The organism is Frigoribacterium sp. PvP054 (assembly GCF_040547465.1).
Taxonomy (GTDB): domain Bacteria; phylum Actinomycetota; class Actinomycetes; order Actinomycetales; family Microbacteriaceae; genus Frigoribacterium.
This window is the reverse complement of the sequence record NZ_JBEPPU010000004.1, coordinates 198,514-219,313: the sequence shown is the minus strand read 5'-3', so window position 1 is coordinate 219,313 and position 20,800 is coordinate 198,514. Positions and strand designations below refer to the sequence as shown.

At 71.5% G+C, this 20,800-nt stretch carries 21 protein-coding genes; 18 read left to right on the top strand and 3 right to left on the bottom strand.

Annotated features, from left to right (window positions below):
* Positions 1-163: 163 nt before the first annotated feature.
* Entirely contained in the window at positions 164-1,705 is a 1,542-nt protein-coding gene (locus tag ABID81_RS08070; RefSeq protein WP_354594275.1) for a serine/threonine-protein kinase, read from the bottom strand.
* Positions 1,702-3,054: a bifunctional phosphopantothenoylcysteine decarboxylase/phosphopantothenate synthase gene (locus ABID81_RS08065; protein ID WP_354594339.1), complete on the bottom strand. Its 1,353-nt coding sequence runs from the start codon at positions 3,052-3,054 to the stop codon at positions 1,702-1,704. The genes ABID81_RS08070 and ABID81_RS08065 overlap by 4 nt, the downstream gene beginning before the upstream one ends.
* A gap of 178 nt (positions 3,055-3,232) precedes the next feature.
* On the opposite strand from ABID81_RS08065, the gene ABID81_RS08060 reads away from it, so the two are divergent.
* The 4 genes from ABID81_RS08060 to ABID81_RS08045 all read left to right on the top strand — a co-directional run bounded on the left by ABID81_RS08060 (position 3,233) and on the right by ABID81_RS08045 (position 6,419).
* Complete coding sequence (locus ABID81_RS08060) at positions 3,233-3,979, top strand: NRDE family protein (RefSeq protein ID WP_354594274.1); 747 nt, start codon at positions 3,233-3,235, stop codon at positions 3,977-3,979.
* Positions 3,980-4,103: 124 nt separating this feature from the next.
* Complete coding sequence (locus ABID81_RS08055; RefSeq protein ID WP_502915194.1) at positions 4,104-4,958, top strand: amino acid ABC transporter substrate-binding protein; 855 nt, start codon at positions 4,104-4,106, stop codon at positions 4,956-4,958.
* Positions 4,959-4,960: 2 nt separating this feature from the next.
* Positions 4,961-5,626, top strand: a complete 666-nt coding sequence (locus ABID81_RS08050) for an amino acid ABC transporter permease (protein WP_354594272.1) — start codon at positions 4,961-4,963, stop codon at positions 5,624-5,626.
* Complete coding sequence (locus tag ABID81_RS08045) at positions 5,616-6,419, top strand: amino acid ABC transporter ATP-binding protein (protein WP_354594271.1); 804 nt, start codon at positions 5,616-5,618, stop codon at positions 6,417-6,419. Before ABID81_RS08050 ends, ABID81_RS08045 begins: the two co-directional genes overlap by 11 nt.
* 78 nt (positions 6,420-6,497) lie before the next feature.
* Here ABID81_RS08045 and ABID81_RS08040 read toward each other — a convergent pair whose 3' ends face one another.
* Positions 6,498-7,724, bottom strand: a complete 1,227-nt coding sequence (locus ABID81_RS08040; RefSeq protein WP_354594270.1) for a cobalamin-independent methionine synthase II family protein — start codon at positions 7,722-7,724, stop codon at positions 6,498-6,500.
* A gap of 180 nt (positions 7,725-7,904) precedes the next feature.
* On the opposite strand from ABID81_RS08040, the gene ABID81_RS08035 reads away from it, so the two are divergent.
* The 14 genes from ABID81_RS08035 (at position 7,905) to ABID81_RS07970 (ending at position 20,714) form a co-directional block, all read left to right on the top strand.
* Entirely contained in the window at positions 7,905-9,248 is a 1,344-nt protein-coding gene (locus ABID81_RS08035; RefSeq protein WP_354594269.1) for an aminotransferase class V-fold PLP-dependent enzyme, read from the top strand.
* Complete coding sequence (gene sufU, locus ABID81_RS08030; RefSeq protein WP_354594268.1) at positions 9,245-9,694, top strand: Fe-S cluster assembly sulfur transfer protein SufU; 450 nt, start codon at positions 9,245-9,247, stop codon at positions 9,692-9,694. Before ABID81_RS08035 ends, sufU begins: the two co-directional genes overlap by 4 nt.
* Before the next feature lie 195 nt (positions 9,695-9,889).
* The gene (thrS, locus tag ABID81_RS08025; protein ID WP_354594338.1) at positions 9,890-11,827 is read left to right on the top strand and encodes a threonine--tRNA ligase; all 1,938 of its coding nucleotides are present in this window, start codon (positions 9,890-9,892) and stop codon (positions 11,825-11,827) included.
* A gap of 2 nt (positions 11,828-11,829) precedes the next feature.
* Entirely contained in the window at positions 11,830-12,414 is a 585-nt protein-coding gene (locus ABID81_RS08020; protein WP_502915191.1) for an HIT family protein, read from the top strand.
* Positions 12,415-12,438: 24 nt separating this feature from the next.
* Positions 12,439-13,353, top strand: coding sequence for a pyridoxal 5'-phosphate synthase lyase subunit PdxS (pdxS, locus tag ABID81_RS08015; protein ID WP_354594267.1), 915 nt, complete (start codon positions 12,439-12,441; stop codon positions 13,351-13,353).
* A 25-nt stretch (positions 13,354-13,378) separates the two neighbouring features.
* The gene (gene pdxT / locus ABID81_RS08010; RefSeq protein WP_354594266.1) at positions 13,379-13,987 is read left to right on the top strand and encodes a pyridoxal 5'-phosphate synthase glutaminase subunit PdxT; all 609 of its coding nucleotides are present in this window, start codon (positions 13,379-13,381) and stop codon (positions 13,985-13,987) included.
* Positions 13,988-14,024: 37 nt separating this feature from the next.
* A complete protein-coding gene (locus ABID81_RS08005) occupies positions 14,025-14,786 on the top strand; it encodes a YebC/PmpR family DNA-binding transcriptional regulator (RefSeq protein WP_354594265.1) in 762 nt (253 codons plus the stop codon).
* Between the two features lie 9 nt (positions 14,787-14,795).
* On the top strand, positions 14,796-15,371 hold the full coding sequence (ruvC, locus tag ABID81_RS08000; RefSeq protein WP_354594264.1) for a crossover junction endodeoxyribonuclease RuvC: 576 nt from the start codon (positions 14,796-14,798) through the stop codon (positions 15,369-15,371).
* Positions 15,368-15,982, top strand: coding sequence for a Holliday junction branch migration protein RuvA (gene ruvA, locus ABID81_RS07995; protein ID WP_354594263.1), 615 nt, complete (start codon positions 15,368-15,370; stop codon positions 15,980-15,982). Before ruvC ends, ruvA begins: the two co-directional genes overlap by 4 nt.
* Positions 15,979-17,004: a Holliday junction branch migration DNA helicase RuvB gene (ruvB, locus tag ABID81_RS07990; protein ID WP_354594262.1), complete on the top strand. Its 1,026-nt coding sequence runs from the start codon at positions 15,979-15,981 to the stop codon at positions 17,002-17,004. Before ruvA ends, ruvB begins: the two co-directional genes overlap by 4 nt.
* A 79-nt stretch (positions 17,005-17,083) precedes the next feature.
* Positions 17,084-17,497 (top strand): preprotein translocase subunit YajC, encoded by a 414-nt coding sequence (locus tag ABID81_RS07985; protein WP_354594261.1) that lies wholly within the window; start codon positions 17,084-17,086, stop codon positions 17,495-17,497.
* A 96-nt stretch (positions 17,498-17,593) separates the two neighbouring features.
* Positions 17,594-19,357, top strand: a complete 1,764-nt coding sequence (gene secD, locus ABID81_RS07980) for a protein translocase subunit SecD (RefSeq protein ID WP_354594260.1) — start codon at positions 17,594-17,596, stop codon at positions 19,355-19,357.
* The gene (secF, locus tag ABID81_RS07975) at positions 19,357-20,367 is read left to right on the top strand and encodes a protein translocase subunit SecF (protein WP_354594259.1); all 1,011 of its coding nucleotides are present in this window, start codon (positions 19,357-19,359) and stop codon (positions 20,365-20,367) included. Before secD ends, secF begins: the two co-directional genes overlap by 1 nt.
* Positions 20,364-20,714 carry a rhodanese-like domain-containing protein gene (locus ABID81_RS07970; protein ID WP_354594258.1) on the top strand — a complete coding sequence of 117 codons (351 nt, stop codon included), beginning with the start codon at positions 20,364-20,366 and terminating at the stop codon, positions 20,712-20,714. The genes secF and ABID81_RS07970 overlap by 4 nt, the downstream gene beginning before the upstream one ends.
* The last annotated feature ends 86 nt before the right edge of the window (positions 20,715-20,800 follow it).

Sequence of the window (20,800 nt, the reverse complement as noted above, 5' to 3'; positions counted from 1 at the left end):
CACACAGAAAGCCCCGGCCTCGGCCGGGGCTTTCGTCTTGTCCGGGCGTCGTCGGACCTCGAGCCACCGGCACGGAGGCGGCGGCCTCACGGCTCGATGCTCGACACCTGCCGCTCGACGGGGGGACGCGAGCGGCAGGTCGTCACGATCGACGGCACATCCCTCACGGGGCGCCGACACCGCCCAGGGTGCCCGGGTCGGTGCCGAGGCCGACGCCCTTACCGTTTCCGGTGCCGCCGTTTCCGTTTCCGTTGTTGCCGTCGGTTCCGTTGCCGTTGTTGCCGTCGTTGCCGGGCCCGCTGTTGCCGGGTCCGCTGCCCCCGCCCGGGGCGTCGACCCCGGGGACCTCCACCGTCGGGGGAGTCACGGGGTCGACCGTGGGCTCCGTCGTCGGCTCGACCGGCGCCTCCTGGGTCGGGCTGACCTCGTCCGAGGGCGTCGGATCGGCAGGCGACTCGTCGGACGGTTCCTCGGACGGCGACGAGTCGTCGCCGGTCGATCCGGACGGCGCGGTCGACGGATCGGTGTCGACGCTCGGAGTCGACGTGTCGGCCGGATCGACCGTGCCGCCGTCCCGGGTCGCCGCCCAGCCGATGCCCGCCGCGAGCAGGAGCGCGACGACGAGGGCCGCCACGACGACGGGCCAGCGTCGGCGACGTTCCGGCGCCTGCGTGGCCTCGGGGTCGGCGACGAAGGCGGCGGCAGCCGGGCCGGACGCCGTCCCCGCCCCGAGCACCTGCGTCCTGGTCTCGTCCCGCGGCAGCGCGCGGGTGGGCGCGTCACCCAGGGGCAGGCCGGCGGTGGCGGCGTCGGGCGCGGCCATCACGCGGGTCACGGCGTCGGTCGACCCGGCCCCGTCTGCGGCCAGCGTCCGGGCGGCCCGGGCGACCTCGGCGGCCGCCGGGCGGTCCTCGGGTGAGCGGGCCGTCATCCGGGTCAACAACCCGACCCAGCCCGACCCGATCGAGGACGGGATCTCCGGGTCGCGGGTCAACCGTGCCATGACGGACTCGACGACCGAACCCGTGAACACCCGACGCCCGGTCAGCGCCTCGACCAGCACGAGCCCGAGTGAGTAGACGTCGGACGCCGGGGCCGGCGGACGCCCCTCGGCCTGCTCGGGGCTGACGAAGGCGGCGGTGCCCATCAGGGTGCCCGTGGCCGTCACCCGCGTGGAGTCGATCAGGTACGCGATGCCGAAGTCGGCGAGCTTGGCCCGACGGGGGTCGCCGTCGTGGTGCGGCGAGGCGAGCAGGATGTTCGCGGGCTTGACGTCGCGGTGGACGACGCCGGCACGGTGGACGGCGGCGAGGCCGTCCGCGACGTCACCGAGCAGCGCGGCGGCCTCGGCGTGCGACAGGGGGCCGTCGGCGAGCACCGTCTGAAGGGTCGGACCGTCGACGTACTCCATCACGAGGTAGGCGTCGTCGTCGTGACCGTCGCCCTCGACGCGGGCGTCGTAGAGCGTCACGAGTCCCGGATGGTTCAGCGAGGCGAGGAGGCGCACCTCGCTCACCTGCCGGCCGAGGTCGTGGACGTCGTGCCCGTCCGACGAGAAGAGCTTGACCGCGACGTCGCGCCCGAGGTCGAGGTCGTGGGCCCGGTACACGGCTCCCATGCCGCCGCGACCGACGATCGCGTCGAGACGGTAGCGACCGCCCACGGTCGTGCCGAGGCGGGGGTCGCCCTGGTCGCGGGGGCTCACGCGCCCGCCCCCGTCGCGACGTCGAGCGGCCGGGACGACGAGGTGGACCGTCCGCCTCGTCCCGGACGGTGGGACGCCACGGCGTCCCAGACGACCTCGGCCACGGCCGACTTCGACCCCGCGGACTCGAAGACGACGGCACCCTCGGCGTCGATCACGACGACGGCCGTGTCGTCGGCGCCGAACCCGGTCGTCCAGCCGACGGCGTTGAGGACGAGCAGGTCCGCCCCCTTGCGGCGTTGCTTGGCTCGCCCGAGCGAGAGCAGTTCGTCCCGGTCACCGGCGGTCTCGGCGGCGAAGCCGACGACCACCTGCCCGTCCGGACGCCGCGCGACGAGGCCCGCGAGGACGTCGGGGGTGCGGACGAGGCGGAGGGTCAACTCGTCGCCCGCGTCGTCCTTGCGGATCTTGCCGTCGGCCACCGAGACGGGACGGTAGTCGGCGACGGCCGCGGCCATGACGACGACGTCTGCCTGGGGTGCGTGCTCGGCCAGGGCGGCCTCGAGCTCGAGCGCGGTTCCGACGTCGACCAGGTCGACGTCGTCCCGCCCCACGAGGCGCTGCCGGACGGCACCGTCGAGGGCGGCGCCGACGACGGTGACGTGGGCTCCACGGTCGGCGGCGGCGAGGGCCAGGGCGGCCCCCTGCTTGCCGCTCGACCGGTTGCCGACGAAGCGCACGGGGTCGAGGGGCTCGCGGGTGCCACCGGCGGAGACGACCACCCGCAGGCCGTCGAGGTCGCCGACCCGCGCCTCCTGGGCCGAATCGCCCGCAGCACCGGACGGGTCGCCCGCAGCGCCGGCCGGGCCGCCGGCGTCGGCAGCGTCGGGGACGAGGGCCAGGGCTGCGGCGACGATCTCGTCGGGCTCGCTGAGGCGCCCGGGCCCCACGTCCCCGCCGGTCAGCGGCCCGTCGTCGGGCCCGACGACGGTCACCCCGCGAGACCGCAGCAGTGCGACGTTGGCGACCGTGGCGGGGTTCAGCCACATCTCGGTGTGCATGGCGGGCGCGACGACGAGCGGCGCGGTGCTCGCGAGGATCGTCGTGCCCAGCAGGTCGTCGGAGAGGCCGTGGGCGATCTTGGCCAGCGTGTGCGCGGTCGCCGGTGCCACGACGATCAGGTCGGCCCGCTGGCCGAGGGCCACGTGCCGCACCTCGGCGACGTCGTCGAAGACCGAGGTGTGCACGGGGTTGCGACTGGTGGCCTCCCAGGTGGGCGCGCCGACGAAGCGCAGCGCGGCCTCGGTGGGGACGACGTGCACGTCGTGCCCTCGCAGCACGAGTGCTCGGACGACGCCGACGGCCTTGTACGCCGCGATCCCACCCGAGACGCCGACGACGACGGACAGGCGACGCGGGGCGTCGGCGGGGGAGGAGCGGGGGTGGTCGTGCGTCACGATGGGCCTCGTCGATCGATGCGGCGGTCGGCCGACCCGGTGCCGGGTCGGTAGCGTTGGCCTCCACGATGCCGCATCCCGCGGCCGGACGTCGGTTCCCGACCCGACGCGCCCCCACCCTGAGGACCCCATGTGCACCGTCGTCGTCGCCGTCCAGCCGGGCGCGCCCTGGCCCGTCGTCTTCCTGGGGCTCCGTGACGAGTCGCCCGACCGCCCCTGGGACGAGCCCGGCGCCTGGTGGCCCGAGCTCGGCGACCGGGTCACGGGCGTGCACGACCGCGCGGCCGGCGGCGCGTGGCTGGCGACCGCCCGGGGCCCGAGCCGCGCCAGCGTCGTGCTCAACCGTCACGAGACGCCGGATCCGCCCTCGGGCGGCTGGACGACGCGCGGCACGCTGCCGCTGCGGGCCGCCGCCGACGGCCTGCTGCCCGACGGGCCGCAGACGACGCGCACCTTCAACCTGCTCACGGCGGACCCGGGAGGCGCGGTGCACTCCGTGTGGGACGGCGCCGTCACCAGGACGGCCCGCCTCGCCCCCGGGGTGCACCTCCTGACGCACGCCGCGCCCGACGACCGGAGCGTGCCCCGCGTCGACCGGTGGCTGCCCCGGTTCCGTGACGTCACGCCTCCGTCCGGTCCGTTGCCGACGGCGGCCGGGGGAGAAGGCAGCTGGACGCCGTGGCTCGACCTGCTCCGTGAGAGCAGTGCCCTGCCCACGGACGACGACGACGCGCTCGTCCGGGCCGACCTCGTCGACGGCCACCTGTTCCACTCGCTGTCGCTCAGCACGGTCGCCGTCTCGGTCGACGCGGTCGCCCACCGGCACGTCCGGCTCGACGGGGCGCCCTCGGTCGCCGAGGCGATCGAGAGACGGTGACGCAGACCCGTGGACGCCCGAGCCGGCGTCACGGGGAGTCATCGGGAATCACGCCCGCCCCCGCGGCGTTAGGGTCGTGAGGCTCGTCCGACCCCCGAGCCGCAGCAAAGGAACCCTCGTGAAGATCACCGCCGTCCGCACCGTCCGTCGCCTCGCCTCGGTCGGCGTCATCGCCGCCGCCGCCGTCGCCCTGGCCGCCTGCGCTCCCGCCTCCACCGACGGGGTCGTCCAGTCCACCGGCAGCGCGACCGCCGACACCGGCGCGGCGAAGAGCCTGTCCGACATCCAGGCGGCCGGCGAGATCGTCATCGGCACCGAGGGCACCTACCAGCCCTTCACCTACCACGAGGGCGGGTCCGGTGCGCTGACCGGCTACGACGTCGACGTCGCCACGGCCGTCGCCGAGAAGCTCGGCGTCACCCCGACCTTCGAAGAGACCCAGTTCGACGCCCTGCTCGCCGGGCTCACCGCCGGCCGCTTCGACCTCGTCGCGAACCAGATCTCGATCACCGACGAGCGCGAGGCGACGTACGACTTCTCGACGCCCTACACGGTCAGCCGCGGCGTCGTGATCACGGCCGCCGACAACACCGACATCACCTCGCTCGCCGACCTGAAGGGCAAGACGACGGCCCAGTCGCAGTCGAGCAACTTCTACACGACCGCCAAGGACGCGGGCGCCGACGTCCAGGTCGTCGAGGGCTGGGCCCAGTCGGTCGCACTGCTCGAGCAGGGCCGCATCGACGCGACGGTCAACGACGAGCTGACCTTCCTCGACTACGTCAAGACCAACCCCGACCAGGCCGCCGGCATCAAGATCGCGGCGACGACCGACGACGTCTCGCGCTCGGCCCTGGTCACCACCAAGGGCAGCGACGACCTCGTGACGGCGATCGACGACGCCCTCGCCGAGCTGAAGTCCGACGGCACGCTCTCGACCATCAGCGAGAAGTACTTCGGCCAGGACGTCAGCGAGTAGGCGTGCAGTCCTCCCTCGACCTGTTCTGGCGGTCGCTCTGGCCGATCGTGTCGGGGGCGCTCGTCGCGTCGATCCCGCTCGCCTTCGCGTCGATGGCCATCGGGCTGGTCATCGCCGTCGTCATCGCGCTCATGCGGCTGTCGGGGACGGCGGTGCTCGCGGGCATCGCCCGGGTCTACATCTCGATCATCCGGGGCACGCCCCTGCTCGTGCAGCTCTTCGTCGTGTTCTACGGCCTGCCGTCGATCGGCGTCAGGCTCGACCCGTGGCCGAGCGCGATCATCGCGTTCTCCCTGAACGTCGGCGGGTACGCCGCCGAGGTCATCCGGGCCGCCATCCTCTCGGTGCCCAAGGGCCAGTGGGAGGCCGCCCACACGATCGGCATGTCGCGCGGGCTCGCCCTCCGGCGCATCATCCTGCCGCAGGCCGCCCGGGTCTCGGTGCCACCGCTGTCGAACACGTTCATCAGCCTGGTCAAGGACACTTCGTTGGCGAGCGTCATCCTCGTCGTCGAGCTGTTCCGTCAGGCGGAGCAGATCGCGACCGTCTCGAACCAGTTCTTGCTGATCTACCTCGAGGCCGCCCTGGTCTACTGGGTGATCTGCCTGATCCTGTCGTTCGGGCAGGACGCCCTCGAGAAAAGATTGGACCGCCACGTTGCCCGCTGACGTCACCCCGCCCCGGCCGGCCGACGCGACCGGCGCCCCCGTGCTGACCGTCCGTGGTCTGCACAAGTCGTTCGGCTCGAACGAGGTGCTCCGGGGCATCGACCTCGAGGTGCGGCGCGGACGCGTCGTCGCGATCATCGGCCCGTCGGGCTCGGGCAAGACGACCGTGCTGCGCTCGCTCAACAGCCTCGAGGTGCCCGACGGGGGAGTGGTCACGCTCTCGGACGGTCGGTCGATCGACTTCGGTGGCACGGTCGGCACGCGCGACCTGCTCGCCCTGCGCGACCGGTCGTCGATGGTCTTCCAGCACTTCAACCTGTTCCCGCACCTCACCGTGCTGCAGAACGTCGTCGAGGGACCGGTGCGCGTCCAGGGTCGCGACGCGGGGGAGGCGCGGGCCGAGGCCGAGGCACTGCTCGCCCGGGTGGGCCTCGCCGAGAAGGCCGGCGCCTACCCCTCCGAGCTCTCGGGCGGGCAACAGCAGCGCGTGGGCATCGTCCGGGCGCTCGCCCTGCGACCCGAGTTGCTGCTCTTCGACGAGCCGACCTCCGCCCTCGACCCCGAACTGGTCGGTGACGTCCTGACGGTGGTCAAAGAACTGGCGGACGAGGGCTGGACGATGATCGTCGTCACCCACGAGCTCGAGTTCGCCCGTCGCGTGGCCGACGAGCTGCTCTTCATGGACGCCGGCGTCGTCGTCGAGCGCGGTCGGCCCGCCGACGTGCTCACGCGCCCCCGCGAGGCCCGCACCCGGCAGTTCCTGCAGCGGGTGCTCAAGCCGCTCGACGACTGACGGGGCCGCCGCGCCCGAGACGACCCGCGCCTCCTCGTCCACCGGACCAGGAGGCGCGGGTCGTCTCCGCGAGGACGCTCAGCCGAACAGGCGGTGCGACGCGAGGCGCGCGCCCTCGCCGAGCGAGGCCAGCTTCGCCGTGGCGATCTGCGGGTGGATGCGGCCGCCCAGTCCGCAGTCGGTCGAGGCGACGACGTTCTCGGGGCCGACCAGCGAGGCGAACCGTTCGATGCGGTCGGCCACGAGCTCGGGGTGCTCGACGACGTTCGTGGCGTGGCTGACGACGCCCGGGACGATCTTCTTGCCGGCCGGCAGCTCGACGTCGCGCCAGAGCTTCCACTCGTGGTCGTGGCGGACGTTAGCCGCCTCGAACGAGTACGAACCCGCGTCGATCTCGAGCATCAGGTCGACGATGTGGCGGAACTCGACGTCGGTCGTGTGGGGGCCGTGCCACGAGCCCCAACAGAGGTGGAACCGCACCTGCTCCGGCGGCAGGCCGCGGAGGGCGTGGTTGAGCGCCTCGACCCGGATGCGCGTGAACGCGCGGTAGTCCTCGACGCTCGGCTCGGGATTGATCTGGTCCCAGTTCTCGGCGATCGACGGGTCGTCGATCTGCACGGTGAGGCCGGCCTCGACGATCGCCGCGTACTCTTCGCGCAACACCTCGGCCCAGGCCCAGATGTGCTCCTCGTCGGTGGCGTAGAAGTCGTTCGCGATGCGGGCGCCGCTGCCCGGTGACAACGACGTGATGAACCCGGGCGCGTCGCCCGTCGCCGCGAGCCCGGCCTTCAGGTTGGCGACGTCGGAAGCGATGGCGTCGTGCCCGACGTACGTCAGCGGGCCCGTCGTGCTCGGGAACGGCGTGGCGCCCGACCCCGTGCCGATGCCCGAGGTCGGGTCCGTGTAGGCGTCGTGGAACGTCTGCCAGTCGCGGCGGTCGGGGAACGACGTCAGCCGGACGTCGCCGGGGGAGGACCGGACGGACGGCTGGCTGAAGACGTCCGACCCGGTCAGCGAGAGTCCGCTCACGCGCTGGAACGAGTACGACCACCAGGCGCCGTAGTCGACCGCGCTCGTCATGGCCTTGCCGTACTCGCCGTCACCGACGATCGTGATGCCGAGGTCGCGCTGGCGGCGGACGAGGTCGACGACGGCGTCGGTCAGCAGGGCGTCGAACTCGGGCGTGCGCTCGAGGGTGAAGCCGTCGTCGCCGAGGGCGCGGGCGTCGTTGGCGGCGATCAGCTCGGGAGTGCGCGGCAGGCTTCCCGCGTGGGTGGTCTCGATGCGGCCGGGGGTGGTCGTCATGGGGTGCTCCGTTCGTCGCCACCACTCTGGCCCTCGACCCCCGCCGGGGGCGACGCGCACGACACGGGGCGTCACAGCCGTGCGGTCGGGAACACCGGGCGGACGGGGACCGTTGCGTCCTGTGTCGGCCGACGCCGGGACCCTCGCGGTGCCTCGCTACGATCGACGGGAAGGGACACCGTGACCACCACCTCCGCACCATCCACCGCCCGCCCGGGGTTGTCCGACGACGACGCCCGACGTCTGCGCGCCGACTTCCCGCTGCTGCAGCAGGACGTCGCCGGCGAACCGCTCGCCTACCTCGACTCGGGGGCCACGGCACAGCGCCCGTCCGCGGTGCTCGACGCCGAGCGACGCTTCCTCGAGACCGTCAACTCGGCCGTGCACCGCGGGGCCCACACCCTCGCGGCCCTGTCGACCGAGGCCTACGAAGAGGCGCGCGAGACCGTCGCCCGGTTCGTCGGTGCCGACGTCGACGAGATCGTCTGGACCTCCAACGCGACCGACGCGCTCAACCTCGTCGCCTACGGCGTCGCGAACGCCACCCACGGTCGTGGGGGCGAGGCCGCGCGGCGCTTCGCGCTCGCCCCCGGCGACGAGATCGTCGTCACCGAGGCCGAGCACCACGCCAACCTCGTCCCGTGGCAGGAGCTCGCCGCGACGACCGGGGCCACGCTGCGGTTCGTCCCCGTCGGCGTCGACGGCACGTGGACGACCGCCGACGCGGCGTCCGTGATCGGACCCCGCACGCGCCTCCTCGCCTTCGCCCACGTCTCGAACGTCACCGGCTTCGTCGCGCCGGTCGCCGAGCTGGTCGCCCTGGCCCGTGCCGTCGGCGCCCTCGTGGTGCTCGACGCCTGCCAGTCGGCGCCGCACCGACCGCTCGACCTGCACGCCCTCGACGTCGACTTCGCCGCGTTCTCCGGCCACAAGATGCTGGGACCCACGGGCATCGGCGTGCTGTACGGCAGGGCCGGGCTGCTGGACGCCCTGCCCCCGTTCCGCACCGGGGGCTCGATGATCACGACGGTCACGATGAGCGGCGCGGAGTACCTGCCCGCCCCACAGCGCTTCGAGGCCGGGACGCAACCCGTGTCGCAGGCCGTCGCCCTCGCCGAGGCCGTCCGCTACCTCGAGGCGGTCGGCATGGACCGCGTCCGCGAGCACGAGGAGGCCCTGGCCGACCAGCTCGTCCGCGGGCTCTCGGCGATCGACGGCGTCACGGTCGTCGGCCCGCCCGCCGGGGTGCCGCGCTCCGGGCTCGCCAGCTTCGTCGTCGACGGGGTCCACGCCCACGACGTCGGGCAGTTCCTCGACGCCCGCGGCATCGCCGTTCGCGTCGGCCACCACTGCGCCCAGCCCCTGCACCGACGTCTCGGGGTGACGGCCACGACCCGGGCCAGCACCTACCTCTACTCGTCGGGCGACGAGGTCGAGCGCCTCGTCGACGGGGTCGCCGAGGTGCGTGCCTACTTCGGCGTCGCAGACGACGCCGACGGCGAGAAGGCCGCGGAGGCGCGGTGAGCGCCGCCCTCGACGGCCTGTACCAGCAGGTCATCCTCGACCACGCCAAGGCGAGGCACGGCGAGGGCGAGCTGCCCGGGGCCGACGCCCAACACTTCGAGCGCAACCCCACCTGCGGAGACGAGATCACCGTGCGCGTCGCCCTCGAGCCCGGCGGCGACCGCATCGCCGAGCTGCGCTGGCAGGGAGCCGGCTGCAGCATCTCGATGGCCTCGGCGTCGGTGCTCTCACAGCTGGCCCCGGGTCGCACGTTGGCCGAGCTCGACGCCCTCGTCGGGCAGTTCCGCGAGATGATGCGGTCGCGCGGAGCCGGCGAACCGGACGACGAGGTGCTCGGCGACGCCGTGGTGTTCCACGGGGTCTCGAAGTTCGTCATGCGCGTCAAGTGCGGCATGCTCGCGTGGGTCGCCGCCGAGGCGTGTTCGACCGAGCTGCGTGCGGCCTGAGCGGTCCGGGGGGACCGTCGCCGCCCCTCTCGTGCCCCGACCGGACGAGCGTCGGTCGGCGGCTAAAGTGGTCTCCGCCCCTCGACGATAGGAACCACCGCCGTGTCCGACCAGACCGACCTCGACCCGACCGCCTCCCCAGTCCCGTCCGGCCCCGCGGCCGTCGAGGCCACCGAGACGACGACCGGCTTCGACCTGTTCACCGACAAGGCGGTCGTGGCCGTGCGCGTGGCCGGTGAACTGCGTGACCTCGCGACCGAGCTGCAGGCGGGTGACGTGGCCGAGCCGGTCACGATCGACTCGCCCGACGGGCTCGCGATCCTGCGGCACTCGGCGGCGCACGTCATGGCGCAGGCCGTGCAGCAGATCAACCCCGAGGCCAAGCTCGGCATCGGGCCCCCCGTCACCGACGGCTTCTACTACGACTTCGACGTCGCCGAGCCCTTCACCCCCGACGACCTCAAGGCCATCGAGAAGGGCATGGAGCGCATCATCCGACAGGGCCAGCGCTTCCGTCGACGCGTCGTGAGCGACGACGAGGCGCGCGAACTGCTCGCCCACGAGCCGTTCAAGCTCGAACTGATCGGCCTCAAGGGCGGCTCGGCCGACGAGCTCGGTGCCGACGGCGAGTCCGTCGAGGTGGGCGGGGCCGAGCTCACCGTCTACGACAACGTCGACCCGAAGACCGGCGAGGTCGTCTGGTTCGACCTGTGCCGCGGTCCGCACGTTCCCAGCACGCGCCTCCTCGGCAACGCCACGAAGCTCATGCGCGTGGCCGCCGCCTACTGGCGCGGGTCCGAGAAGAACCCCCAGCTGCAGCGCATCTACGGCACCGCGTGGCCCACCAAGGACGACCTGCGCGCCTACCAGGCCCGACTCGAGGAGGCCGCCAAGCGCGACCACCGCAAGCTCGGTGCCGAGCTCGACCTGTTCTCGTTCCCCGACGAGATCGGATCAGGGCTGGCGATCTTCCACCCCAAGGGCGGCATCATCCGTCGCCAGATGGAGGACTACTCGCGCGAACGCCACGAGAAGGCCGGCTACGAGTTCGTCTACACGCCGCACATCACCAAGGCGGCCCTGTTCGAGACCTCGGGTCACCTGGGCTGGTACAAGGACGGCATGTTCCCGGCGATGCACCTCGACGAGGCCCGCAACGACGAGGGCGAGATCACGCGACAGGGCGCCGACTACTACCTCAAGCCCATGAACTGCCCGATGCACATCCTGGCGTACCGGTCGTCGGCCAAGTCGTACCGCGACCTGCCCCAGCGCCTGTTCGAGTTCGGCACGGTCTACCGCAACGAGAAGTCGGGCGTCATCCACGGCCTCACCCGCGTGCGCGGCATGACCCAGGACGACGCCCACATCTTCACGACGCGCGACGACATGGCGTCCGAGCTCAAGGGCACGCTCGACTTCGTGCTCAGCCTGTTGCGCGACTACGGTCTCGACGACTTCTACCTCGAGCTGTCCACGAAAGACCCCGAGAAGTACGTCGGCGACGACGCCACCTGGGACGAGGCCACGGCGACGCTGCGACAGGTCGCCGAGGAGACCGGGCTCGAGCTCGTGCCCGACCCGGCCGGTGCCGCGTTCTACGGCCCCAAGATCTCGGTGCAGGCGCGTGACGCCATCGGGCGCACGTGGCAGATGTCGACGGTCCAGCTCGACTTCAACCTGCCCGAGCGCTTCGACCTCGAGTACACGGCGGCCGACGGGTCGCGGCAGCGGCCGGTCATGATCCACCGGGCGCTGTTCGGCTCCATCGAGCGGTTCTTCGGCGTGCTCACCGAGCACTACGCCGGGGCGTTCCCCGTGTGGCTCGCCCCGGTGCAGGTCGTCGCGATCCCCGTGGCCGACGAGTACGGCGACTACCTCGACGAGGTCGTCGCGAGGCTGCGACAGGTCGGGGTCCGTGCCCAGGTCGACCACAGCGACGACCGGATGCCCAAGAAGATCCGGACGCACACCAAGGCCAAGGTGCCGTTCCAGCTCATCGCCGGCGAGGACGACCGCGCGGCCGGCGCGGTCAGCTTCCGGTACCGGGACGGTTCGCAGGAGAACGGCGTGCCGGTCGACGAGGCCGTCGCCAAGATCGTCGCCGCCATCGAGACCAAGGCCCAGGTCTGACCGTGACCGTCGAGGGGACCGCGGCCGAGTCGTCCGCCGACTTCGCCGCGGTCCCCGATGCGTTCCAGCGCCTCTGGACCCCCCACCGGGCGGTGTACGTCGAAGCGGGGCAGGGCGCCCACGACGAGTCGTGTCCCTTCTGCCGCGCACCCTCGAAGTCCGACGACGAGGCGCTGATCGTCGCCCGCGGCCGGCACGCCTACGTGCTGCTGAACCTGTACCCGTACAACCCGGGGCACCTGTTGGTCTGCCCGTACCGTCACGTCTCGACGTACGACCTCGCCACCCCGGACGAGGTCGCCGAGATCGCCGCCCTGACACAGACCGCCATGCGGGTGCTGACCCGGGTGTCGCACGCGCAGGGCTTCAACATCGGCATGAACCAGGGGCAGGTCGGCGGAGCAGGCATCGCCGAGCACCTCCACCAGCACGTCGTGCCGCGCTACGCGGGCGACTCCAACTTCTTCCCGATCGTCGCCGGCACCAAGGCCGTCACGCAGTTGCTCGGCGACGTCCGCGTGGCCGTGGCCGAGGCCTGGCCGGGCGTCGACGCGGGTGCCACCCCCGCGGCGTCGTCGACACCCTAGATCGGGCCTAAGATGGGGGCCATCATGAGCGACACGACCTCCGCCTCCACCCAGTCCTCCACCACCGGTTCGAGCCGCGTCAAGCGTGGTCTCGCCGAGATGCTCAAGGGCGGCGTCATCATGGACGTCGTCAACGTCGAGCAGGCGAAGATCGCCGAAGACGCCGGGGCCGTCGCCGTCATGGCGCTCGAGCGGGTCCCGGCCGACATCCGTTCGCAGGGTGGCGTCGCCCGCATGAGCGACCCCGACATGATCGACGAGATCGTCGCCGCCGTCTCCATCCCCGTGATGGCGAAGGCCCGCATCGGCCACTTCGTCGAGGCCCAGATCCTGCAGACCCTGGGCGTCGACTACATCGACGAGTCCGAGGTGCTGAGCCCGGCCGACTACGTGAACCACATCGACAAGTGGAACTTCACCGTCCCGTTCGTCTGCGGTGCCACCAACCTGGGCGAGGCCCTGCGCCGCATCACCGAGGGTGCCGCCATGATCCGCTCCAAGGGCGAGGCCGGCACGGGCGACGTCTCCGAGGCCACCAAGCACATCCGCACCATCTCGAAAGAGATCGCCCAGCTCCGTAACCTCAAGGCCGACGAGCTCTACGTCGCCGCCAAAGAGCTGCAGGCTCCCTTCGAGCTCGTCCGCGAGATCGCCGAGACCGGCAAGCTGCCCGTCGTCCTCTTCACCGCCGGCGGCGTCGCGACGCCCGCCGACGCGGCCCTCATGATGCAGCTCGGTGCCGACGGCGTCTTCGTCGGCTCGGGCATCTTCAAGTCCGGCAACCCGGCCGAGCGCGCCAAGGCGATCGTCAAGGCGACCACGTTCTTCGACGACCCCCAGGTGGTCGCCGACGCCTCCCGCGGTCTGGGTGAGGCCATGGTCGGCATCAACGTGCCCGACCTGCCCGCACCGCACCGCCTCGCCGAGCGCGGCTGGTGACCCCGACCCGCCCGTCCTCGAACCGATGAGCGCAGAGCGCGGCCCGCGGGTAGGCGTCCTCGCCCTGCAGGGAGACTTCCGTGAGCACCTCGCCGTCCTGACGGCCCTCGGTGCCGACGCGGTGCCCGTCCGGCGGGCCGCCGAACTCGACGAGATCGACGGACTGGTGATCCCGGGCGGGGAGTCCAGCGTCATGGACAAGTTGTCGCGCACGTTCGACCTCGACGGGCCGTTGCGCCGCTCCATCGCCTCGGGACTGCCGGTCTACGGCACCTGCGCCGGGCTGATCATGCTGGCCGACCACGTCGTCGACGGCATCCCGGGCCAACGCAGCCTCGGCGGGCTCGACGTCTCGGTCCGGCGCAACGCCTTCGGCTCGCAGACCGAGTCGTTCGAGACCGACGTCGACGTGCCCGTCCTCGACGGGCCCCCGGTCCACGCCGTGTTCATCCGCGCCCCCGTGGTCGACCGGGTCGGCCCCGCCGCCACGGCGATCGGCGTCCTCGACGACGGGCGCGTCGTCGCCGTCGAGCAGGGGCCGCTGATGGGCACCTCGTTCCACCCCGAGGTCACCGACGAGTTGCGATTCCACGCGAGGTTCCTCGACAAGGCCCGTGCGCGAGCGTCACGGTAGACTCGTCGAGATCCACGTCAGCATCTGAAGGAGCACCGTGTCCGGGCATTCCAAGTGGGCAACGACCAAACACAAGAAGGCCGTCATCGACAGCCGTCGCGCCAAGTCGTTCGCCAAGCTCATCAAGAACATCGAGGTCGCGGCCAAGCAGGGCGGTGCCGACATGTCCGGCAACCCCACGCTGGTCGACGCCGTCCAGAAGGCCAAGAAGACCTCGGTCCCCAACGACAACATCGACCGCGCCATCAAGCGGGGCGCGGGCCTCAGCGGCGAGAGCGTCGACTACCAGACGATCATGTACGAGGGCTACGGCCCCAACGGCGTCGCCCTGCTCATCGAGTGCCTGACCGACAACAAGAACCGGGCAGCCGCCAACGTCCGCACGGTCATGTCGCGCAACGGCGGGACGATGGCCGACCCGGGCAGCGTGGCCTACAACTTCAGCCGCAAGGGCGTCATCGCCGTCATGAAGACCGACGACCTCACCGAGGACGACGTCCTGACGGCCGTCCTCGACGCCGGTGCCGAAGAGGTCACCGACCGCGGTGAGGGCTTCGAGATCGTCACCGAGGCCTCGGATCTCGTCCCGGCTCGCTCGGCCCTCCAAGAGGCCGGCATCGACTACGACTCGGCCGACATCGAGTTCGTACCCGGTCTCAAGATCGAGGTCGACCTCGAGACGGCGCGCAAGGTGTTCCGACTGATCGACGCGCTCGACGACGACGACGACGTGCAGAACGTCTACGCGAACCACGACGTCCCCGCCGACGTGCAGGCCGCGCTCGACGACGACGAGTAGGCAGCCGCGGTGACGCTCCGGGTGCTCGGCATCGACCCCGGGCTCACCCGCTGCGGGGTCGGGGTCGTCGAGGTGGACGCCCACCGGCGGGCCACCCTCGTCGACGTGCAGGTGATCCGGACGGCCCCCGACCTGGCCCTCGAACTCCGCTTGCTGGCCCTCGGACGAGGCATCGAGGCCCTGATCGACCAGCACCGCCCCGATGCGATGGCGATCGAGAGGGTCTTCGCCCAGCAGAACCTCCGCAGCGTCATGGGCGTCGCGCAGGTCAGCGGCCTCGCCCTCCGTGCGGCCGCCGAGCGAGGGCTGCCGGTGACCCTCCACACGCCGTCCGAGGTCAAGGCCGCCGTGACCGGCTACGGGTCGGCAGACAAGAAGCAGGTCGGCGCGATGGTGGCCCGGCTCCTCGGACTCGCCGAGGCGCCGAGACCGGCGGACGCGGCCGACGCCCTGGCACTGGCCATCTGCCATGCCTGGCGGGGCGCACCCGTCTCGGCCCGCTCCTCCTCGGGGTCGCTCACCCCGGCCCAGCGAGCGTGGCGCGACGCCGAGAAGTCGGTGCGCACTCCTAGGCTGGGGGCATGATCTCGAGTGTCCGCGGTACCGTCCTGTCCGCGTCCGGCACGTCGGTCGTCGTCGAGGTCGGTGGCGTCGGGATGCGCGTCTCGGTCACCCCGCAGCTCGCCCTCACGGTGCGCGTCGGCGAACAGGCGCTCGTGCACACGGCGTTGATCGTCCGTGAGGACGACCTCTCGTTGTTCGGGTTCGCCGAGCGAGAAGAACTCGAGGTGTTCGACCTGCTCCGCAGCGTGACCGGTGTGGGGCCCAAGTCCGCGCAGGGCGTGTTGTCCACCCTCACCCCGCACCAGGTCGCCACGGCCGTCGCCGACGACGACGACGCCGCCTTCCGCCGGGTGTCGGGCATCGGGCCCAAGACCGCCAAGCTCATCGTCCTGTCGCTCACCGGGAAGCTCGACGTGGCGCCGACCGCCCCGACCGTGACCGCGGCCTCGACCACCGCGGCCGATGTGCTCGTCGCCCTCGTCGGCCTCGGCTGGTCCGAGCGCGAGGCCCAGGCCGCGATCGACGCCGTGGTCGCCGACCGGGGCGATGCCGTCGCGGTGGCCGTCCCGCAGCTGCTGCGCGCCGCGCTCGGCCACCTCGGCCCGCAGAAGTCGGCCGGGGCCCGCGCGTGAGCGACGACGACCTGACCCGTCCGACCCTCGAGTCCGAGGCAGAACTCGCCTTCGAGGGGGCGCTCCGCCCCACCTCGCTCGGCGAGTTCGTCGGGCAGACCAAGGTGCGGGGCCAGCTCGAACTGCTGCTCAAGGCGGCCACGATGCAGGGGCGGTCACCCGACCACATCCTCCTCGCCGGTCCGCCCGGGCTGGGCAAGACCACCCTGGCCATGATCGTCGCCCACGAGGGCGCCCGGCCCCTCCGCATGTCGTCGGGCCCCGCCATCCAGCACGCGGGCGACCTGGCCGCCGTCCTCTCGGCCCTCGTGCCGGGCGAGGTCCTCTTCATCGACGAGATCCACCGCATGGCTCGCCCCGCCGAAGAGATGCTGTACCTCGCGATGGAGGACTACCGCATCGACATCATGGTGGGCAAAGGGGCCGGTGCGACGAGCATCCCCCTCGAACTCTCGCCGTTCACCCTCGTCGGGGCGACGACGCGCAGTGGGCTCCTGCCGAACCCCCTCCGTGACCGGTTCGGCTTCACCGCCCACCTCGAGTTCTACGACGAGGCCGAGCTGACCGAGGTGCTCCGCCGCGCGGCGTCGCTGCTCGGCATCGTCATCGACGGGTCCGCCCTGGCCGAGATCGCCGGTCGGTGCCGGGGCACGCCCCGCATCGCGAACCGCCTGCTCCGTCGGGTCCGCGACTACGCCCTGGTGCACGGGCGCGACGCCGACCTCGCGACCGTCCGTGAGGCCCTCGACCTCTACGACGTCGACTCGTTGGGGCTCGACCGCCTCGACCGCGAGGTCGTCCGGACCGTCCTGACCCGCTTCGGCGGAGGGCCCGTCGGACTGAACACCCTCGCGGTGTCGGTCGGTGAGGAGGCCGACACCATCGAGTCGGTCGTCGAACCGTTCCTCGTCCGCGTGGGGCTGCTGACCCGGACGCCGCGGGGCCGCATCGCGACTCCCGAGGCCTGGCGTCACTTCGGCCTCGCCCACGCCTCAGGGGCGCTGTTCGGCGATGACCTATAATTCCTGCAGGCCCGAGGCCGTCGCTCGCTGAAGCGAGTCCCGCTCGGCCCACACCCCCAACAGCGAAAGGGAGTTCCGCATGGATCCCGCAACCCTGATCATGGTCCTCCTCCTGGTGGTCCTCGTCGTCTTCATGTTCCGCAACAAGAAGAAGCGCGACCGCCAGCAGGCCGAACTGCAGAGCAAGCTCGTCCCGGGCGTCGAGGTGATGCTCTCGTTCGGCGTGTACGGCACCGTCGTCTCCATCGACGACGAGAACAACCTCGCCGAGGTCGAGGTCTCACCCGGCACCGTCCTCAAGGTGCACCGCCAGACCCTCGGCCGCGTGGTCGAGCCGGTGATCGACGAGCCCGTCGCCGACGACGCCGAGTCCCTGACCGACGGCACGCCCGCTCACGACCGCGTCGTCGACGACGCCCCGGAGTTCGGCGAGCGGTCCACCTCGTCGCCGGTCGACACGTCCGTCGCGCGGGACTCCGACACCAAGGCCTGACCCGACGACCGCCCCGACCGCCTGGCGCGGTCGGGCCCGATCCGCGGCGCGCGCTCCCGGTGAGCGCGCGCTCCCATGAGAAAGCAGAGTTCCTCCGTGGCACGCTCGACGCCGGTGAAGAAAGCAATACGATCCCTGACCTGGCTGTTGGTCATCATCGCCGGCCTCACGGCACTCAACGGCACCGCCACGTTGCTGAACGACTCCGGTCGTGACGGCTGGTGGAACGGTGCCAGCTGGGTGCCCGAGCTGGCCCTCGACCTGCAGGGCGGAACGCAGATCACCCTCGCCGCGCAGCTGCAGAACGGAGAGACGGTCTCGTCGCAGCAGCTCGACCAGGCCGTGACGATCATCCGTCAACGCATCGACTCCGCCGGCGTCTCCGAGTCCGAGATCACGAAACAGGGCACGCAGAACATCGTCGTGTCGATCCCTGGTCGTCCCGACAACCAGACCCTCGAGCGCATCGAGGCGTCGGCCAAGCTGACCTTCCGCCCCGTTCTCTACACCGAGGCCGTGTCGAGTGCCGCGGTGGGCGGCGAGGGCGACGGCGCCACCGCCAGCCCGTCCGCCACCGCCTACACGCCGAACCCCGACCTCGAGAGCACGCCGACGGCGTCCCCGACCAACGGGTCCGACCTGGCGTGGATCACCCCGCAGCTCGCCGACCTGTACCAGAACTACGACTGCGCGGCCGACAACGACGTGGCCACGGCCCGCGACGACCAGCCGCTCGTCACCTGCTCGACGGACGGCACGGCGAAGTACATCCTCGGTCCGGTCGAGGTCCAGGGCTCGGACATCAGCGACGCCACGAACGGCCTCGCCACGGACTCGCAGGGCAACTCGACCAACACCTGGGCCGTCAACCTCGAGTTCGACGGACAGGGCACCGACCAGTTCTCCGCGGTCACCTCGCGACTCGTCTCGCTGCAGGCCCCGCAGAACCAGTTCGCCGTGACCCTGGACAACCAGGTCATCACCGCGCCGTCGGCCAACGCGGCGATCACGGACGGGCGCGCGCAGATCACGGGCCAGTTCACCCAGGACTCCTCGAAGACCCTCGCGGACCAGCTCAAGTTCGGCGCCCTGCCGCTCAGCTTCTCGGTGCAGAGCAACGAGACGATCACCGCCACCCTCGGCCAGACCCAGCTGGTGAGCGGCCTGATCGCCGGCCTGATCGGTCTGCTCCTGGTCGTCGCCTACTCGCTCGTCCAGTACCGTGCCCTGGCGTTCGTCACCGTCCTGTCGCTGGTGATCGCGGCCGTGCTCACCTACCTCGTCATCGCGATCCTGTCGTGGCGCGAGGGCTACCGCCTCTCGCTCGCCGGCGTGACCGGGCTCATCGTGGCGATCGGCATCACGGCGGACTCGTTCATCGTGTACTTCGAACGCATCCGAGACGAGCTACGCGACGGTCGCATCCTCGAGAGCGCCGTCGAGTCGGGCTGGAAGCGCGCCATCCGCACCATCGTGGCGTCGGACACCGTCAACTTCCTCGCGGCCATCACGTTGTTCATCCTCGCGGTGGGCAACGTCAAGGGCTTCGCCCTCACCCTGGGCATCACCACGGTGATCGACCTCATCGTCGTGTCGCTCTTCACCCACCCCATGCTGCAGTTGATCGCCCGGACGCGGTTCTTCGGTGAAGGTCACTCGTTCAGCGGGCTCAACCCGCGCGCGCTCGGTGCCGTGTACCGGGGTCGTGCCCAGTTCCGCACCCCAGCGGTCGCGGGCCGCAAGGGAGCCGGCGGTCGCGAGGCCGTCAAGCGCCAGACCATCGCCGAGCGGAAAGCCGCCGAGAAGAACACCGATCGCGCCGACGCGTCGACCGCCGGTGAAGGGAAGAAGGACTCCTGATGGCCAGTTTCTCGAAGTTCGGCAACGACCTTTACACGGGCGCCCGGTCGTACGACATCGTCGGCCACCGGCGTCGCTGGTACTGGATCGCCGCCCTCGTCATCCTGATCTCGGTCACCGTGCCGTTCCTCCGTGGAGGATTCCACTTCGGCATCGAGTTCACCGGCGGGTCGGAGTTCCAGGTGGCCCAACCGGCCGAGCTCGACCAGGACGTCGCGACCCGGACGGTCGACGAGGTCGTGCCCGGTTCCAACCCCCGGGTCACCCAGGTGGGCACCGACACGATCCGCGTGCAGACCTCCCAGCTCGAAGCCACGCAGACCAACGACGTCGCGGCCGCCCTGGCCACGGCGTACGACGTGCCCGACGACCGGGTGACGTCGTCCTTCATCGGGGCTTCCTGGGGCGCGGACATCACCGGTCAGGCCATCAAGGGCCTCGTGATCTTCCTGATCCTCGCCGCGATCGGCATGACGCTGTACTTCCGCACCTGGAAGATGTCCCTGGCCGCGATGGCGGCCCTCCTGCACGACCTCGTGCTGACGGCGGGCATCTACGGCATCGTCGGTTTCGAGGTCACCCCCGCCGCGGTCATCGGGTTCCTCACGATCCTCGGCTACTCGCTCTACGACACCGTGGTGGTCTTCGACAAGATCCGCGAGAACACCGCCGACGACGGCGAGGGGTCTCGACGCACGTTCGGCCAGTCGGTCAACCTGGCGGTCAACCAGACGCTCGTCCGGTCCATCAACACGTCGGTCGTGGCCCTGCTCCCGGTCGCCGCGATCCTCTTCATCGGCGCCTTCGTCCTCGGGGCCGGCACGCTCCGGGACATCTCGCTCGCGCTCTTCATCGGCATCCTGGTGGGCACCTACTCGACGATCTTCATCGCGTCGCCGCTGTACGCGACCCTGCGCATGCGCGAACCCGAGATCGCCAAACGCGACGCCCGCAAGGTCGAGGCCCAGAAGACCGCGCCGCTCACCGTCGACGAGACGGTCGGCGCATGATCGGCGGGTCCCCACGCCCCGAGGTCACCGCACGCGAGGCCGTCGACGGCCTGGCGGCCGGTTCGTTCGTCCTCGACGTCCGCGAGCAGCACGAGTGGGACGACGCCCACGCGCCCGGTGCCGTCCTCATCCCGCTGTCCGAACTCGCCGAGCGCACGGTCGAGGTCCCGACCGACCGGCCCGTGCTCGTGGTCTGTCACTCGGGCATGCGGTCCGCACGCGCCACGGACGCCCTCCGAGGCATCGGCGTCGACGCACGGAACGTCGCGGGGGGAATGCTCGCCTGGCGCGACGCGGGCGGAGTCGTCACCTCCGGTGACGACGACGAGGGCCGTCCGTCGGACTGACTCCCGACGGGTACCCTTGACCCACGGGACGCGACCACGACGAGCGACGGTGGCGCCCCGACCCGAGAGAACGAGGTGCTGTCGTG

Bases quoted from the DNA above. Each gene is read 5' to 3' on its own strand.
- ABID81_RS08060 (WP_354594274.1), top strand. From the start codon at position 3,233: ATGTGCACCGTCGTCGTCGCCGTCCAGCCGGGCGCGCCCTGGCCCGTC.
- ABID81_RS08040 (WP_354594270.1), bottom strand. From the start codon at position 7,724: ATGACGACCACCCCCGGCCGCATCGAGACCACCCACGCGGGAAGCCTG.
- pdxS (WP_354594267.1), top strand. From the start codon at position 12,439: ATGAGCGACACGACCTCCGCCTCCACCCAGTCCTCCACCACCGGTTCG.
- pdxT (WP_354594266.1), top strand. From the start codon at position 13,379: ATGAGCGCAGAGCGCGGCCCGCGGGTAGGCGTCCTCGCCCTGCAGGGA.
- ruvA (WP_354594263.1), top strand. From the start codon at position 15,368: ATGATCTCGAGTGTCCGCGGTACCGTCCTGTCCGCGTCCGGCACGTCG.
- ABID81_RS07985 (WP_354594261.1), top strand. From the start codon at position 17,084: ATGGATCCCGCAACCCTGATCATGGTCCTCCTCCTGGTGGTCCTCGTC.
- secF (WP_354594259.1), top strand. From the start codon at position 19,357: ATGGCCAGTTTCTCGAAGTTCGGCAACGACCTTTACACGGGCGCCCGG.
- ABID81_RS07970 (WP_354594258.1), top strand. From the start codon at position 20,364: ATGATCGGCGGGTCCCCACGCCCCGAGGTCACCGCACGCGAGGCCGTC.